16 protein-coding genes are annotated in these 15,092 nt (G+C 63.8%); 4 read left to right on the top strand and 12 right to left on the bottom strand.

All coding sequences use genetic code 11. The features are described from left to right. Nucleotides 1-2: 2 nt before the first annotated feature. The gene (locus KUW62_RS16755; RefSeq protein ID WP_224816607.1) at nucleotides 3-1,556 is read right to left on the bottom strand and encodes a phytoene desaturase; all 1,554 of its coding nucleotides are present in this window, start codon (nucleotides 1,554-1,556) and stop codon (nucleotides 3-5) included. A 122-nt stretch (nucleotides 1,557-1,678) separates the two neighbouring features. Here KUW62_RS16755 and crtA point away from each other — a divergent pair, with 122 nt between their 5' ends. From crtA to bchO, 4 genes are read left to right on the top strand one after another with little or no spacing between them, the layout of a single operon-like run. Further along, complete coding sequence (gene crtA / locus KUW62_RS16760; RefSeq protein WP_224816608.1) at nucleotides 1,679-2,407, top strand: spheroidene monooxygenase; 729 nt, start codon at nucleotides 1,679-1,681, stop codon at nucleotides 2,405-2,407. After that, nucleotides 2,404-3,423 carry a magnesium chelatase ATPase subunit I gene (gene bchI / locus KUW62_RS16765; RefSeq protein WP_224816609.1) on the top strand — a complete coding sequence of 340 codons (1,020 nt, stop codon included), beginning with the start codon at nucleotides 2,404-2,406 and terminating at the stop codon, nucleotides 3,421-3,423. The genes crtA and bchI overlap by 4 nt, the downstream gene beginning before the upstream one ends. After that, a complete protein-coding gene (locus KUW62_RS16770) occupies nucleotides 3,420-5,108 on the top strand; it encodes a magnesium chelatase subunit D (RefSeq protein ID WP_224816610.1) in 1,689 nt (562 codons plus the stop codon). The genes bchI and KUW62_RS16770 overlap by 4 nt, the downstream gene beginning before the upstream one ends. Then, a complete protein-coding gene (gene bchO / locus KUW62_RS16775; RefSeq protein ID WP_224816611.1) occupies nucleotides 5,105-5,968 on the top strand; it encodes an alpha/beta fold hydrolase BchO in 864 nt (287 codons plus the stop codon). Before KUW62_RS16770 ends, bchO begins: the two co-directional genes overlap by 4 nt. Before the next feature lie 58 nt (nucleotides 5,969-6,026). On the opposite strand, the gene KUW62_RS16780 is transcribed toward bchO, so the two are convergent. The 11 genes from KUW62_RS16780 to bchL all read right to left on the bottom strand — a co-directional run bounded on the left by KUW62_RS16780 (nucleotide 6,027) and on the right by bchL (nucleotide 15,062). Further along, nucleotides 6,027-6,485, bottom strand: coding sequence for a cytochrome c family protein (locus tag KUW62_RS16780; RefSeq protein WP_224816612.1), 459 nt, complete (start codon nucleotides 6,483-6,485; stop codon nucleotides 6,027-6,029). 86 nt (nucleotides 6,486-6,571) lie between these two features. Continuing rightward, on the bottom strand, nucleotides 6,572-7,786 hold the full coding sequence (gene hemA, locus KUW62_RS16785) for a 5-aminolevulinate synthase (RefSeq protein ID WP_224816613.1): 1,215 nt from the start codon (nucleotides 7,784-7,786) through the stop codon (nucleotides 6,572-6,574). Continuing rightward, complete coding sequence (gene puhE, locus KUW62_RS16790) at nucleotides 7,786-8,595, bottom strand: putative photosynthetic complex assembly protein PuhE (protein ID WP_224816614.1); 810 nt, start codon at nucleotides 8,593-8,595, stop codon at nucleotides 7,786-7,788. Before puhE ends, hemA begins: the two co-directional genes overlap by 1 nt. Then, a complete protein-coding gene (gene acsF, locus KUW62_RS16795) occupies nucleotides 8,595-9,713 on the bottom strand; it encodes a magnesium-protoporphyrin IX monomethyl ester (oxidative) cyclase (protein WP_224816615.1) in 1,119 nt (372 codons plus the stop codon). Before acsF ends, puhE begins: the two co-directional genes overlap by 1 nt. Further along, a complete protein-coding gene (locus KUW62_RS16800; protein WP_224816616.1) occupies nucleotides 9,710-10,045 on the bottom strand; it encodes a hypothetical protein in 336 nt (111 codons plus the stop codon). The genes acsF and KUW62_RS16800 overlap by 4 nt, the downstream gene beginning before the upstream one ends. Before the next feature lie 2 nt (nucleotides 10,046-10,047). Continuing rightward, complete coding sequence (gene puhC, locus KUW62_RS16805; RefSeq protein ID WP_224816617.1) at nucleotides 10,048-10,530, bottom strand: photosynthetic complex assembly protein PuhC; 483 nt, start codon at nucleotides 10,528-10,530, stop codon at nucleotides 10,048-10,050. 16 nt (nucleotides 10,531-10,546) lie between these two features. Further along, nucleotides 10,547-11,191 (bottom strand): photosynthetic complex putative assembly protein PuhB, encoded by a 645-nt coding sequence (gene puhB, locus KUW62_RS16810; protein ID WP_224816618.1) that lies wholly within the window; start codon nucleotides 11,189-11,191, stop codon nucleotides 10,547-10,549. A 34-nt stretch (nucleotides 11,192-11,225) separates the two neighbouring features. Then, complete coding sequence (gene puhA / locus KUW62_RS16815) at nucleotides 11,226-12,008, bottom strand: photosynthetic reaction center subunit H (protein ID WP_224816619.1); 783 nt, start codon at nucleotides 12,006-12,008, stop codon at nucleotides 11,226-11,228. 13 nt (nucleotides 12,009-12,021) lie between these two features. Next, entirely contained in the window at nucleotides 12,022-13,452 is a 1,431-nt protein-coding gene (locus tag KUW62_RS16820; RefSeq protein ID WP_224816620.1) for a PucC family protein, read from the bottom strand. Next, the gene (gene bchM, locus KUW62_RS16825; protein WP_224816621.1) at nucleotides 13,449-14,141 is read right to left on the bottom strand and encodes a magnesium protoporphyrin IX methyltransferase; all 693 of its coding nucleotides are present in this window, start codon (nucleotides 14,139-14,141) and stop codon (nucleotides 13,449-13,451) included. Before bchM ends, KUW62_RS16820 begins: the two co-directional genes overlap by 4 nt. Next, a complete protein-coding gene (bchL, locus tag KUW62_RS16830) occupies nucleotides 14,142-15,062 on the bottom strand; it encodes a ferredoxin:protochlorophyllide reductase (ATP-dependent) iron-sulfur ATP-binding protein (RefSeq protein WP_224817137.1) in 921 nt (306 codons plus the stop codon). Nucleotides 15,063-15,092: the final 30 nt, after the last annotated feature.

Here is a 15,092-nt window from a genome sequence, read left to right on the forward strand (position 1 = left end):
CGCTACTCCGCCGCCAACCGGGTGACGGGGCGGTCCAGGGGACGCGGCGCATCGGGCACCAATTGGTTCAACACCTCCGACGAGGTCACGACAGACGGGATGCCAGCACCGGGATGGGTGCCCGCGCCGACAAGGTAGAGGCCCGCGACCTCCTCCGACACGTTATGGGGGCGAAACCAGGCAGATTGGAAAATGCGCGGCTCGAGCGAGAACCCGGCCCCGTGGGGGGACAGGTAGCGCGATTCGAATGTCTCAGGCGTGAAGATATGCGACGCGCTCAGATCCGCTTCGAATCCCGGGATCAGGTGTTGGTCGAGAACGCCGGCGAGCCGCTTGCGATAGGTCTCCCCCATCTCCGTCCAATCGACGGCACCGGCGCCATGCAGATTGGGAACGGGGGAGAGGGCGTAGAACGTATCGTCACCGGTCGGCGCGGCGCTGGGGTCGGTGACGGAGGGGCGGTGGAGGTAGATCGACATGTCGTCGGCCAAGTGACGGCGGATGAAGATGTCATCCAGCAGACCCTTGTAACGTGGGCCGTTAAGGATCGTGTGGTGCCCCACATCCGACCATTTGCCGCGCGTTCCCCTGGTTCCGAAATACCAAACGAACAGGCCCATCGACCATCGCGACTGGTTCAGGCGCTTGGGCGTCCAGCGGCGCTTGGGATGGCGGGACAGGAGTTTTTCGTAGGTCGTGCCCGGATCGGCATTTGAGACCACGATGTCGGCGAAGATACGCTCCCCACTCTTGGTGACGACACCTGTGGCGCGCCCCCCGCTTACCGTGATTTCCGCGATCTCTTCTTCCATGCGGACAGTGCCGCCCTGATCCTCGATCACGCGCACCATCGCGTCGGCCATCGCCTGCACACCGCCCATCGCGTAGTGGACGCCGAATTCCTTCTCCAGATGACTGACAAGGATATACATGCTGGTCACGCGGGAGGGATCGCCCCCGATGAAGAGCGGATGGAAGGACAGGGCCATGCGCAGGCGTTCATCCTTCACGCGCGACGCGGCATGGGCATAGACGGAGCGGTCGGCGCGAAGCCGGACGAAGCCCGGAAGCTCCCGCACCAGATCCATCAGCTTGTTCATCGGACGGCGGCCAAGCCCTTCGAACCCGAACGTGTAACGCTTTTCGCTGTCCTTGAGGAATTTGCGATACCCGGGAAGGTCCTGGGGCGACAGGCGGCGGACCTCCGCCTCCATCGCTGCATCGTCCTGGTTGACCGAGAAGTGCGAGCCGTCGCGCCAGCGGATCTCGTAATAGGGATCGACCGGGCGCAGATCGACGTCGGCCCGAAAATCCCGCCCGCATTCCGCCCAGAGCTGCTCGAACACCTGCGGCACCGTCACGATGGTCGGGCCCAGATCAAAGCGATGCCCGTTTTGCGTGATCGACGATCCGCGCCCGCCCGGTCGGTCCAGCCGATCCAGTACCGTGACCTGATATCCCTTCGCCCCCAGACGCATCGCCGCAGACAGTCCGCCAAGGCCCGCGCCGATGACGATGGCCGTCGATGGGCCGGGGGAAGGGTCGTGCGTCGTCATGCTGGGCATCCGATGTCTAGTCTTGTTTACACTATGGCCTGAACGGGATTTTGCAAAGCGGATTTGGCTTCCAAATCAACAATCAATATGTCAGACTAAGTTGACACATGGAAAGACCGGCCATGCAATCGACGACCTTGAGCCTTTACCATTTCGGCTCTGTCCAAGCGCGCCTTTGGGCGTTCGCGCAGATGGGGTTCGCCCGCATTGGCTTGGCCAGAGTGCGCGATATCGGGATGTGGAAATTGTGCGGATCCGGCGCGGGCGAGGGGTTTGACCTGACGCCCAATACCTCCGTCTTCGCGATTCTCGCCACCTGGCCGGACCACGATTCGGCACGGCGCGCGATGTTCGGGACGCCGGTTTTCCGTCGCTACCGCGATCACGCGGATGAGGTGATGACCATCTTCCTCAGCCCTACATCTTCGCGCGGCACATGGGCGGGTGACGCCCCGTTCGACGATGCGACGGACGCCGTTGAAGGGCCCATCGCGGCGCTGACCCGCGCGACCATCGAGCCGCGGATCGCCGCGCGGTTCTGGGGCCGGGTGCCGGGGATCTCCAAAGTGATCGGCGAAGACCCCAACGTTCTGTTCAAGATCGGGATCGGAGAGGTGCCTTGGCTGCACCAGATCACCTTCTCGATCTGGCCCGATGCCGCATCCATGGCGGCCTTCGCGCGCCATGACGGCCCCCACGCGAAAGCGATCCGCGCTGTGCGGACCGAGGGTTGGTTCAAGGAAGAATTATACGCCCGCTTCAACGTCGATGCTGTCGAAGGCACGTGGAACGGCATTCAACCCATCGGCGCCCCTGCGCGGGTGGAAGACATGAGGATGGCAGCGGAATGAAGGATATGAGCGTCGCGGGCCCCTTCCCCTTCTCGGCCATCGTCGGCCAGGACGAGATGAAGCAGGCGATGGTCCTGACGGCCGTGGATGCGGGGATCGGGGGCGTTCTGGTCTTCGGTGATCGCGGCACTGGCAAGTCAACCGCCGTGCGGGGCCTTGCCGCGCTGCTGCCGCAGATCGAGGCGGTCGCGGGCTGCCCGATGAATTCAAGAATCGTCTCTGACGTGCCGGATTGGGTCGAATTGAAGGACGATACCATCGTTCAGAAACCCACGCCTGTCATCGACCTGCCCCTTGGGGCCACAGAAGATCGGGTCGTCGGCGCGCTGGATATCGAGAAGGCCCTGACGCGGGGCGAAAAGGCGTTCGAGCCTGGTCTTCTGGCCCGCGCAAATCGCGGATACCTCTATATCGACGAGGCGAATTTGCTGGAGGATCACCTGGTCGACCTCCTCCTCGACGTGGCGCAATCGGGACTGAATGTCGTGGAGCGGGAAGGGTTGTCCATTCGCCATGCCGCGAAGTTCGTTCTTGTCGGGTCCGGCAACCCGGAAGAGGGGGAGCTTCGGCCCCAACTGCTTGACCGGTTCGGCCTGTCGGTGGAAGTCGAAAGCCCCCGGGATATCGAGGTGCGGATCGACGTGATCCGCCGCCGCGACGCCTATGATCGGGATCCTGCCGCCTTCTGTGCCGAATGGCGCGGGGCGGATGCGGATTTGCGTGGAAGGATCGTGGCGGCCCGCGCCCGTCTGAATGATGTCGACGCAAGCGACGATGCGCTGCGCGATTGTGCGTCCCTGTGCGTGGCGCTGGGGTCCGATGGTCTGCGCGGGGAGCTGACGCTGCTGCGCGCGGCCCGCGCCCTTGCAGCGTTTGACGGCGATACGGACGTGACCCGCGACCATCTGCGCCGCGTTGCGCCCAGCGCTTTGCGCCACCGGCTGCGACGCGATCCGTTGGACGATGCAGGCTCCACCATCCGTGTGACGCGCACGGTGGAAGAGGTGCTGGGGTGAGCGGGGGGGAGGCGCGCTGGCATGGCGTCAACCTTGCCGTCGCGTGCCTTGCGCTGGACCCCGGGGGCCTGGGCGGAATGTGGATCAGGGCGCGTGTAGGACCGGTTCGCGATCGCCTTGAAGATGGTCTCAAAACGGCCTTGCAGGGTCTGAAGTTGCGCCGGATCGCGCCCACGATAAGCGATGATGCGCTTTACGGTGGTGTTGATCTGGCCGCGACGCTGGAAGCCGGAACGCTCAGGCGCACCGGCGGGGTTCTGGCCGATGCCGATGCGCTGATCCTTCCGATGGCTGAGCGCACGCCCGTCGGGTTGGCCGGACGGCTGGCCCACGCGATGGATGGCGATGGAATGTGCCTGATTGCCCTCGATGAAGGGGCGGAGCCGGGGGAGCACGCGCCCGAGGCGCTGACGGACCGCGTCGGGCTGCATATCGACCTAACTGACCATGCCCTGACCGATGCGCCAGCGCTTGCAATCGACCTTGGCGCGCTGGCGGAGGCGCGCCTGCGTCTGCCCAAAGTGACGGTACCGGACGAGATCCTGGCCGACCTGACGCGGGTGGCCGACCGGCTTGGCATTTCCTCCTTCCGGGCGCCGCTCTTCGCACTTGCGGCGGCGCGCGCGTCTGCGGCCCTGTCGGGAAGCGAGGAGGTGGAGGAGCCGGATCTTCTGCTGGCCGTCGAACTGGTCCTGGTGCCACGCGCCACGATCATTCCAGATCTTGAGGCGGACGCGGCGGAAGAAACGCCGCCACCCACCGACACCCTGCCCGAGGATGCCCCGGACACCGAGCCGCAAAGCGTCGACACGCCACCCGCAGAGATCCTGTTGCAAGCGGCCAAGGCGATGCTGCCCCCCGATTTGCTGGCGCGGCTGAAGGCCGGGAAAGCGGCCCGTGCGGCCAATGCCAGCGGCGCAGGCGCGGCGAAGGCCGGAAACCGCCGTGGCCGTCCGCTGCCCGCGCGCGCGGGGCGGATGGGCAACGGGGCGCGAGTTGATCTTGTGGCGACCTTGCGCGCGGCCGCGCCGTGGCAGCCAATGCGCCGCAGCGCTACGGGAGGAGATCCCGACCGCATTCACATCCGCATGTCCGACATCCGCCTGCGCCGGTATCAGGAGACATCGGATCGCGCGATCATCTTCGTGGTGGATGCCTCCGGCTCTTCCGCGATGGCGCGCTTGGCGGAGGCGAAGGGTGCAGTCGAACTGCTGCTGGCCGAAGCTTATTCCCGCCGGGATCACGTGGCCCTCGTGGCGTTCCGAGGCGACACGTCCGAGGTTCTGCTGCCGCCCACGCGGTCGCTGGTGCAGACCAAGCGGCGCCTGTCGAGCCTTCCGGGCGGCGGTGGTACGCCGCTTGCGGCAGGATTGCGCGCCGCGATCGACTTGGCGGCACTTGTTCGGGGCAAGGGAATGACTCCGTCGGTCGCCCTGCTGACGGACGGACGGGCGAATGTGGACCTGTCCGGCGCGGCCAATCGGCCCCAGGCGGCGGAGGATGCGACGATGCTTGCGCGGGTCATGCGCCATGACGGCCTGCCTGCCCTTGTCGTCGATACCGGCTTGCGGCCCACGCGCGGTCTGGACGATCTGGCACGGGAAATGGGCGCGCCTTACGTCCCCCTCCCCCGAGCGGACAGCCGAAGCCTGTCCCGCGCCGTGGACGCGGCGCTTGCCCCTTGAGTGCCCTGCCCCCGTCCGACTGGCCCAATCGCCAGCACAGTCGCATCGTGGAGGTTTCACCCCATCGCTGGCATGTGCAGCAGATGGGCACCGGCTCGGATGCGCTTTTCCTCCATGGGGCCGGAGCATCGGCTCATTCCTTCGATCCGATCAGTTCTGAAATTCAGTCTCTCTACCGCACATTCGTGCCTGATCTGCCCGGTCATGCCCATACGCGCAGCCCCAAGGGCCGGTCGAAGCTGCCGTTGGTGTCGAGCGATCTGGGGCGCCTTCTGAACAGCGAGAACGTGACGCCGGACCTGGTGATCGGCCATTCCGCGGGCGGGGCCATCGCATTGGAAATGGTGCGCCAAGGGCTGATCGCGCCGCGCCACGTCGTCATCATCAATGGTGCGCTTGAGGATTTCAAAGGGGCGGCGGGCGTCCTGTTTCCAATGATCGCGAAGGTCCTTGCCCTCAACCCGCTGACCGGGTTCTTCCTGTCATCCGGGTCGCAGGCCGTGTCCCAGGCGCGCAGCGTGATCCGGTCCACGGGCACGGAGCTTCCAGATGACAAGATCGCCCCCTATGCCCGTCTGATCGGACAGAAATCCCATATCGACGGCACGCTGGCGATGATGTCGCAATGGTCGCTGGCAGAGCTTAACCGGGCGCTTCCGCAAATCGTCACGCCGACCCTGTTCCTGCACGGGGCGAAAGACAGTGCCGTGGATGTGAGCGTTGCGCGGCGGGCCGCGGCGGCCATGCCGAGGGCCGAATTGGTGGTTCTGGACGACGTCGGCCACCTTGCCCACGAAGAAGCGCCCGCTCGGGTGGCCGCGCATATTCTGGATTTCGCCGGACCCGGTTCCGCAAATTGAAACAGGCGGCCCAAGGGGGACCGCCTGTTCATGTTCGGGCCGTCGGAAACGGTTCGGATTATTCCGATGCTTCCTCTTCCTCCGGGCCGCCAAGCGACACGATATAGGCGTAAAGGTTCAACGCATCCTCTTCGGAGCGGACGCGGAAGCTCATCGCGCCGCGCAGGCTGTCGTCGCCCGCCGTTTCGCGAATCCAGCCGGTCGGATCCTGGACGTAGCCAACGAACGCGGCCTCATCCCATTCCATGCCGTCTTCCATCAGCGCCATGAGGCCGTTGGAATAGCGGAAATCCTCGACCGAGCCGATCACGCGACCGTGGATGCCCCACAGGTTGGGGCCGGTCCGCGCATTGCGGCCCGCCAGCGTCTCACCTTCTGCATCGACCACGACGTGGCAGGAGATGCACTGGCGGAACGCGCGTTCGCCCGCCTCCGCATCACCGGTTGCGTGACCATCGGCGAAAGCCGGGGCCGCAAGGAGCGATGCCGTGGTGGCGAGAATGGAAAATCTCTTCATAGGTAGTCTCCCTTGGAAAGTGCTCATGGTTGTATACCTAATATTACAGCAGGAACGTCCACACCTTTTTGTAACACCACAGGGTGTTAGGCGACTGCATGCGCAATCGCGCACTGCTTCCACAGGGTTTTGAGCGCCATGACGAGGTATTCGATATCTTCGTCACTGTGCAGCGGCCCCGGCGTAAAGCGCAGGCGTTCGGTGCCCTTGGGCACGGTGGGGTAATTGATCGGCTGCACGTAGATGCCGAACTGATCCATCAGGATGTCGGACAGCATTTTGCATTTCACCGGGTCCTTCACCATCACCGGGATGATGTGGGACGCATTGTGTTCGTGGGGAATACCTTCGGCATCCAGCCGTGCGCGCAGGCGGGCGACCTGACGTTTCTGCATCGCCCGTTCCCACCCGCTTTCCTTGAGGTGCTTGATGGAGGCCGTCGCAGCCGCCGCCACGGCGGGCGGAAGGGCCGTGGTGAAAATGAACCCGGACGCGAAAGACCGAATGAAATCCACAAGGGCAGCAGAGCCGGTGATATAGCCGCCGACGCAGCCATAGGCCTTGCCGAGCGTGCCTTCGATCAGGGTGATGCGATCCATCAATCCCTCACGCTCCGCAACACCGCCGCCGCGGGGGCCGTACATGCCGACGGCATGGACCTCGTCGATATAACTCATCGCGCCGTGCTTTTCGCAGACGTCGAGGATTTCGGCGATGGGCGCGATGTCACCATCCATGGAATAGACGCTCTCGAAGGCGACAATGGGCGTCGCGTTCGCGGGCAGGGCTGCGAGCTTGCGGTCCAGATCGGCCACGTCGTTGTGGTTCCAGATTACCTTGTCGCATTTCGCGTGGCGGATGCCTTCGATCATGGACGCGTGGTTGAGGCTGTCGGACAGGATGACGGCATTGGGCAAGCGAGAGCCCAGTGTCGACAGAGAGGCCCAGTTCGAGACGTAGCCGGAGGTGAACAGCAACGCCGCTTCCTTGCCGTGGAGGTCGGCGAGTTCCGCCTCCAACAGCTTGTGATGGTACGCGTTGCCCGAGATGTTGCGCGTGCCTCCCGCGCCGGTGCCGCATTCCTGCGTGGTCTTGACCATCGCGTCGATCACGGTCGGGTTCTGGCCCATGCCAAGGTAGTCGTTGGAACACCAGACCGTCACCTGGTCCTGGTCCCCGTTGCCGTGGTTCTTGACCCTTGGGAAGGCGCCGCAGGCCCTCTCCAGCTCAGCGAAAACGCGGTAATTCCCCTCGTCCTTCAGTTGGTCGATCTGGGTTTGAAACAGCTGGTCAAAGTTCATCACGTTTCCTCGCTTAGTCTTGTCGCTTGGGCAGGCTGGGGCCGTTCGGGCAGCATCCATCGCCATAGTTTCTCATCGGGCAGGGGCAGCACCATGAACCAATGCTCCAGCAGGGCGAGCATGGTGAGGGTGCCAAGAAGGGCGAAACCGATCGTGTCGGCGGTCGTGTCGGCCGACCACACACGCTCAAGCCAGCAGGCGGCGGCGAAAGACAGGCCGGTGATCGACATCGGGAACAGCCAGTTCATCCGCGCGGTGCGGAAATGGCTCGGCAGGTGGTTGAGCGGTTCGGGGATGAATTCCACGTTTACCTTCCGCACGCCGAGATAAAGGTTCAGCTTGGCGCTGATCCGGGCGGCGAACAGCACGGCGAAGGTCCACATGCCGAACTGGTTTTCCGTCCCCCAGGACAGCACGATCATTGCACCCATGACCGCGCCCAGAAGCATCTCGTGATAGGCGACGGTGCCCCAGGCGCGGATGAACCGTTCGCCTTCGGACACGTTCGGAACGGAGTGGGAAGTGACGGGGCCGGTGATCGTGCCGGTCAGGAACGTCAGCTCGATCCAGCCCCAGACGGCGAGGGCCGCAAGGAACGCGACGTAAACCGCCGCGATGGACGTGTCGCCGAGGGTATCAATGAAACCCGCCACGCCAAGCACGACGATGGGCAATGTCATCAGACAGGCCCAAAGCCGTGCATGCGACCCGCCCTGATCGGCGCGCCGCACGGCAAACAGGATCGCCCCGGTGGAGAACCACCAAACGAAGAGGGCCACGAGGGCCGCGATCCAGGGCGACGTGAGCATCAGTAGGCGGGCTCCAACCGGACGGAGGCGGGGGCCGCGTGTGTCTTAACCGGGATCGTGTAGAGCCCGATGAACGCCGCGGCGGCCCGAACGGACGCGCCGATGCGCTTGAAGATCTTGCCGTTCTGCTTCGCATCGGCCAGGTCCACATTTGCCCGCTGCATCGCTTCCAAGCCCCGCTGCCAGCGCGGATTGTCGACATCCAGCGTGATCGGGAAGATCTGCTTGGTGATCTCGGACGTCTTGGTGAAGACCTCGTGGGCATACCAATCGGGATCGACGCCCAAAGCCGCGTGGAAGGCGGGCCGCTGATGGTCGCGGACATACATGGTTGAATAGACCGCGGTTAAGAAGAACTTGATCCAGTAGACATTTAGGCCACTGGTCAGTTTGGGGTCCGTCTTCATCAGAAGCGCGAAGGCTTCGCCATGGCTGAACTCATCATTGCACCACTCGCGGAACCACTTGAAGATCGGGTGGAACCGATGCTCCGGATTGGCTTCCAAGTGGCGGAAGATGGTGATGTAGCGGGCATAGCCGATCTTCTCGGACAGATAGGTCGCGTAGTAGATGAACTTCGGGCGGAAGTAGGTATACTTCTTCTTTTGCGTCAGAAAGCCGAGGTTCACGGCGATCCCTGCTTCGCGCAAAGCGTCGTTGATGAAGCCCGCATGGCGCGCCTCGTCCCGCGCCATGAGCTGAAACAGGGTGACGATGTCGTCGTTGTTGCCGCGGCGCTTCATTTCCTTGTAGAGCACGCAGCCGGAGAATTCAGCGGTGCAGGACGACACGAGGAAGTCGATGAACTCGGCCTTCAGCTTGGGTTCCATATTGTCCCAGTCGACGCTGTCCCAATCTTCATTTTTCTTGAAGTGACCCTTGTTAGGATCGCTTTTCATCTGGCCGATGAGCTTGTCCCAATCTTCGCGGACGGACGACACGTCAATGGCATCCATCTCGTCGAAATCGGTGGTGTAGAAGCGCGGCGTCAGCAGGGTGTTCTGCATGGCAAGCGCGGTGGCGCCTTCGCTGTCGACGACGCCTTGATGGTTGTCGGCGGCCAGGGCGGCCTCGACGGTGGTGGCGTCCGCGGAATGGGTGAGGTTCGAGTCTTTCATGCCGTGGCTCCTTCGCCTGTCGCGCGGGGCGTCGCTTGAAGCGTGACGTCCTCGGAGAATGAGAATTCGCAAAGCTCCATGAACTCGAAGTCGCCGGTCATCCGGGTCCAGAGCTGCTCCAGCTTGGAAGCGCGGGTGATGCGGGCCATGCGCTCTTCACGGACAACCTCCCCGTAAGGGGCCATCACGGGCGGTCCCTTCACCTGTACCTCGTCGCCGGGATTGATCGTCGCTCCGTTTAGGAATTTCACATGCGCGTGCAGGCTGTCGAAGCAGTGGCTGACTTCAACCTCGCAGGGCGCCATTTCAAAGTCGCGTGTCAAAAGGCCCATCTCTATTCCTCCAGCAGGCGCGCAAACGCCGCTTCATTGTCCGCGCCGAAGCCCACAAGCTCCGCCCGGAAATCCGTCAGATCGTCGCGCAGTCCAAGGCGGCCATCGGCGAACCGCACAAGGCGGATCGGGTCGGAGGCCAGCGCACCAACGGCGCCGCGTTCACGTTCCAGCACCCGGTAGACACCGGCGATGAACCCGCCTTCGTCCTGTTCGAACGTGGCGATGACGCTGCCGTCGAGGTCGAGAACCCGGGCGGAGCCGTCCATTTCTGCATAGATCTGGATGCTGCGCTCGGTCACGACCGGCACGACATCTTCGGAGGGGGGAACCGCGCTCAGCGGGCGGTCGGTGAGGCTTGCGTAGGTGACGATCACCAAAACGCACAGACACAGGATGAACATCGCGCGGATCAGAACCGTCGGGATCATCTCCTTGTCGCGTTCAACCAGTTTCTGGTGGGCGGCAGTGGAATTGAGGGTCATTGGTCGTTCTCCTCCTTCATTCCGCGGGTTGTGCGGCCATTTCAGGCACGCGGGTGATTTCGATATGGGGGACGGAAACGGCTGTCTGGGCCGCCTCCGACAGGATGCCGGCAACGCGCTTGGCATCGGGGATGCAGCGCAGGGCCGGTTGCGTGTGCTTCATCTTCCAAGGGCGCACATGGGGCCATGTCATGATGTAGGAAAACCAGACGCCGCCTTCGGGGTTCATCTCCAGCGCGATCGACCCATGGCCGGATTTGCGCAGGGCAAGGTTGGCATTCTGAACCTGCTTGAAGGGCAGGTTCAGGGTCAGCGTCAGGGCGGCCCCGATGCGCATGGCCACGCGCCGGTTCGTGATGGTGTAGACCGTGGCCTTGGCCTGGATCAGCGCCACCAGAAGAAGAAGGCCGCAGACAATCGCGCCGAGGACAAGGAAGAACGACGCGGCTGTCGCGCTCTGCACCCAAGTCTCCGTCGCGGCCCCGCCGATGGTTCGCCAGGCGAAGAGAAAGACGAAGTAACCTGCGACCCACCACAGGCTAAGCGCCTCTATCGCCAGCACGAACCAGCTGGGTTGTCCTTGCCAAAGGATCTCCTCCCCCTCCGGCAAGTTCTGCGGAAGTCCACGGACCGGCTCGGTCTGAAAGTCGTCGTGGGACATCGATTCCTCCTCCTGTTTCGGCCAGCCGCCCCGGTCAGAGCAGCGGTTCGGCCCGATCTTCGTCGGCGTAGAGGATCCCGGCGCCGTAGTAGGCAGAGATCTTTTCCTCTTCGAGCTTGGTGATCTGCGTCGCGGATTTGGTCACGGGCACCCCGGCAAAGTGTCTTCCGTGGATCGCGTTGATCGTGACCCGGCGCCAGATCTGGCAGAACTGGATTGGCACAAGCCGCTTGCCGCCGCCGTGATCTGCATCAAGCTCGATCTCCAGGTAGCGGACCAGTTGCTCGGGCGCGTCGATCCACAGGTCGGACACGGTGCCGACCTCTTCACCGTCGCCGCCCCGCACGGTCAGGCCGAGGGGGTTCTTGCCCGCGCTCACGCGGTAACTCTCGGTGCTGTTCATCGGCACGATCTTGGCATGGCCGTGGCCATCAAGCTCCGGCTCATCCCGGCGCGGCGTCCATGCGCCCGAACCGACACCGGCTTTCATGGGGTCGCCCACCGGATCGTAGGGATAGCCATTCGGCACAGCGGTTTCGGCCATCACCTCGTCCAGATCGGTACGGCGATGCTGATCCTCGTTCTCCACGGACGGAACCACGACCTTGCCCCGCCCGTGGGGCAGATCGAAGGTCTTGGGATCGGGCACCGGGAACGGGCCCTGGTTCGGGGCGGGAGAGCCATCTTCGTTCTCCAACGGATAGCCTTCGCGCATGTTCTCCGTCTGGAGGTAGTAGATCAGCAGCGCGAAAAAGATCCAGAACAGCCAGATCGAGAGGCTGGCGAGGTCGAAATTTCCAAAGAATGCGTTTTCCATGGAGTGGGTCCTTTCAAGTGGGGAGGTCGGCGAGGCCGAGTTTGTGCCCCCCGTCTTGGGTGGTGGTCGTTCGGGTGCGCACCAGGGGCCCAAGGGCCACCAGCGTCGCGAAAATCAGCAAAAGTTCGATGTGATAGACGACGGAATATCCCGTCGCGGGGTTCGACAGCGCCTCTCCCAGCCGGTCTGAAGCGACAAGGACGTTGACGAAATCCCGGATCGCGCCGCCAAGCGCGATGGAAAGACCGGCCGCAGTGGCCTGCGCGGCACCCCAGGCCCCAAGCGCAAGACCGCGGCCCGCATTGGCGCTGGTCGGCATAGTCATCGCCGCCGTCAGCGTCGCGACGGAGAAGAGGCCGCCGCCGAAGCCGATGGCACATGCGCCGATGAAGAACAGTTCGAGCGAATTCCAGGGGTTGGAGAAGATCACAGCGGAAAACGCCGCCAGCCCCGCAAGCAGGCCACGCGCCGCCATGCGGTAGGGGTTGATGCCCTGGCCGAGCCAGCGCGCGGCCATGGCAAACCCGACAAGAGCGCCACCGGCCCAGGTTGCGGTCAGCAGCGTTGTGGCAGAAACCGAGAGGCCAAGGATCTCACCGCCATAGGGTTCCAGCAGCACGTCTTGCATGTTGAACGCCATGGTGCCGAGGAACACGACGACCAGCAGACGCCCGGCGGTTCCACCGCTGGCATAGTCGCGCCACGCATCGCGGAAGGTCGGACCCTCCTCCGCGCGCTGCGCCTTGGTCATGGGCAGCACGCGTTCCTGCTTCCACAGGGCGGTCACGTTCAGGATGACGGTCAAAACGGCGGCGCCCTGGATCACCTGGATCAATTCCAGCGGCGTGAATTCGTAGAGCAGCCAGCCGATGACAATCGCGCTGACGCCCATGCCCACAAGGAACATCACGTAGAGCAACGCCACGACGCGCGGGCGCGTTTCGTCCGTGGCGCGGTCGGCGGCAAGGGCGAGGCCCGCGGTTTGCGTCATATGCATCCCGATGCCGGTCATCAGGAACGCGATCCCGGCCAGCGCTTCCCCCGCAAACGGAATGTCATGGGCCACCTGCGTGACATCCCCCCCCAGCACGAGGAGGGAGGCCGGCATGATTGCAAGACCCCCGAATTGCCAGAGCGTCCCGAACCAGAGGTAGGGAATGCGTTTCCACCCGATTGCGGATTTGTAAGTGTCTGATTTGAAGCCCAGAAGCGCGCGGAACGGGGCGATCAGGACGGGCAGCGCCACCATCATCGCCACCAGGAACGCGGGCACCTGAAGCTCCACGATCATGACGCGGTTGAGCGTGCCAAGCAGCAGCACAGCCGCCATCCCGACGGAGACCTGGAACAGGCTCAGGCGCAGAAGCTGGCCCAAGGGAAGCCCCTCGGATGCGGCATCTGCGAAGGGCAGATAGCGAATGGATATGCGCTTGAGCATACTCATGCGGTGTATTCCAGGCAGGTCGAGATGTAGAAACCGCGGCTCACCCGCTCGACCTCGTGGACAGCGCCTGCGGCGCCGGTTCGGGTCGTTTCTTGTGCGATGCGGGCGGGGACGTGCGGGATCATCGTCGGGGACCGGTCCGCGCGCGGGAACACCTTGCCCAAGGCGAAGAACGCCATCAGGAACGGGGTGCGCGGGGCCACGGTAAAGACGATGGACCGGCGGGTCCGTCCGGCCAGGCGCGCGATGGCACGGCCAAGGTCCGGCGCCTCGTAATAGATCATCGAATCCATCGCCAGCACGTGATCGAACTGGCCCAGATCGTCGCTCAGCATATCGCCCGACGCGAAGGTGACGCGTGCCGCCAGATGATCGGGTAGCCGCTTGGTGGCGATGTCGATCAGCTGGGGTGAGATGTCGATGGCCACCACATCCGCGCCGCGTTCGGCCAATGCCTCTGACATCGCGCCGGTGCCGCAACCCGCATCCAGCACACGCCGCCCGTTCAGGTCATTCGGCAAGCGCGACAACATGATGTCGCGCATCCGGTCGCGGCCTTCGCGCACCGTCTGTCGAATACCGGAAACCGGCGCGTCAGAGGTCAACCGTTCCCACGTGCGTGTCGCGGTGCGGTCGAAATAGGCCTCTACCCGGTTGCGGGTGGCGTCATATGTGGGCGTGTCCACCATTCAGTCGAAACCCAGCAGTTCAAAGATGTCACGGTCTTCCAGCGGCGCGGGGGCGAGCGGGTCGGTGCCTGCGTAAAGCGCCTCGGCCAAGCGCACGTATTCGGCGCGGCACTGCACGATGTCCTCGTCATCGGGCATCTCGAAGAGGGTCTTCTTCTTGAGGCGGGAGCGGCGGATGGCGTCGACGTCGGGCATGTGGCCGATCCGCTTGAAGCCCACGACGTCGCAGTAACGGTCGACCTCGTCCGTGTCCTTGGAGCGGTTGGCGACGCAGCCCGCGAGGCGGACGTTGTAGTTCTTGGACTTGGCCTGCACCGCGGCGATGATCCGGTTCATCGCGTAGATGCTGTCGAAATCATTAGCCGTCACGATCAACGCGCGGTCGGCGTGTTGCAGCGGCGCGGCGAAGCCACCGCAGACCACGTCGCCAAGGACGTCGAACAGGACAACGTCGGTGTCTTCCAGCAGGTGATGTTGCTTGAGCAGCTTCACCGTCTGACCCACGACATAACCGCCGCAACCGGTTCCGGCGGGGGGGCCGCCGGCCTCGATGCACATCACACCGTTATAGCCTTCGGTCACGAAATCCTCTGGCCGGAGTTCCTCTGCATGGAAATCGACGCCCTTGAGAATGTCGATGACCGTGGGCTGGAGCATGCCGGTGAGCGTGAATGTACTGTCGTGCTTGGGATCACAGCCAATTTGCAGGACCTTCTTGCCCAGTTTGGAGAAGGCGGCGGAAAGGTTGGAGGAGGTCGTCGATTTGCCGATCCCGCCCTTGCCGTAGACCGCGAAAACCTTCGCGCCCTCGATCTTCATGTCGTCGGTCTGATGCACCTGCAACGACCCTTCGCCGTCCAGACCTTTCAGGATCGGCGGCGATTTCAGCCCCCGCGCCTCAAGCCCGGCAGCTTCGCGCATTGCGGCGCGGGCAGCGGGGGGGTTCTTGTC

This window comes from Hasllibacter sp. MH4015, from assembly GCF_020177575.1.
Taxonomy (GTDB): domain Bacteria; phylum Pseudomonadota; class Alphaproteobacteria; order Rhodobacterales; family Rhodobacteraceae; genus Gymnodinialimonas.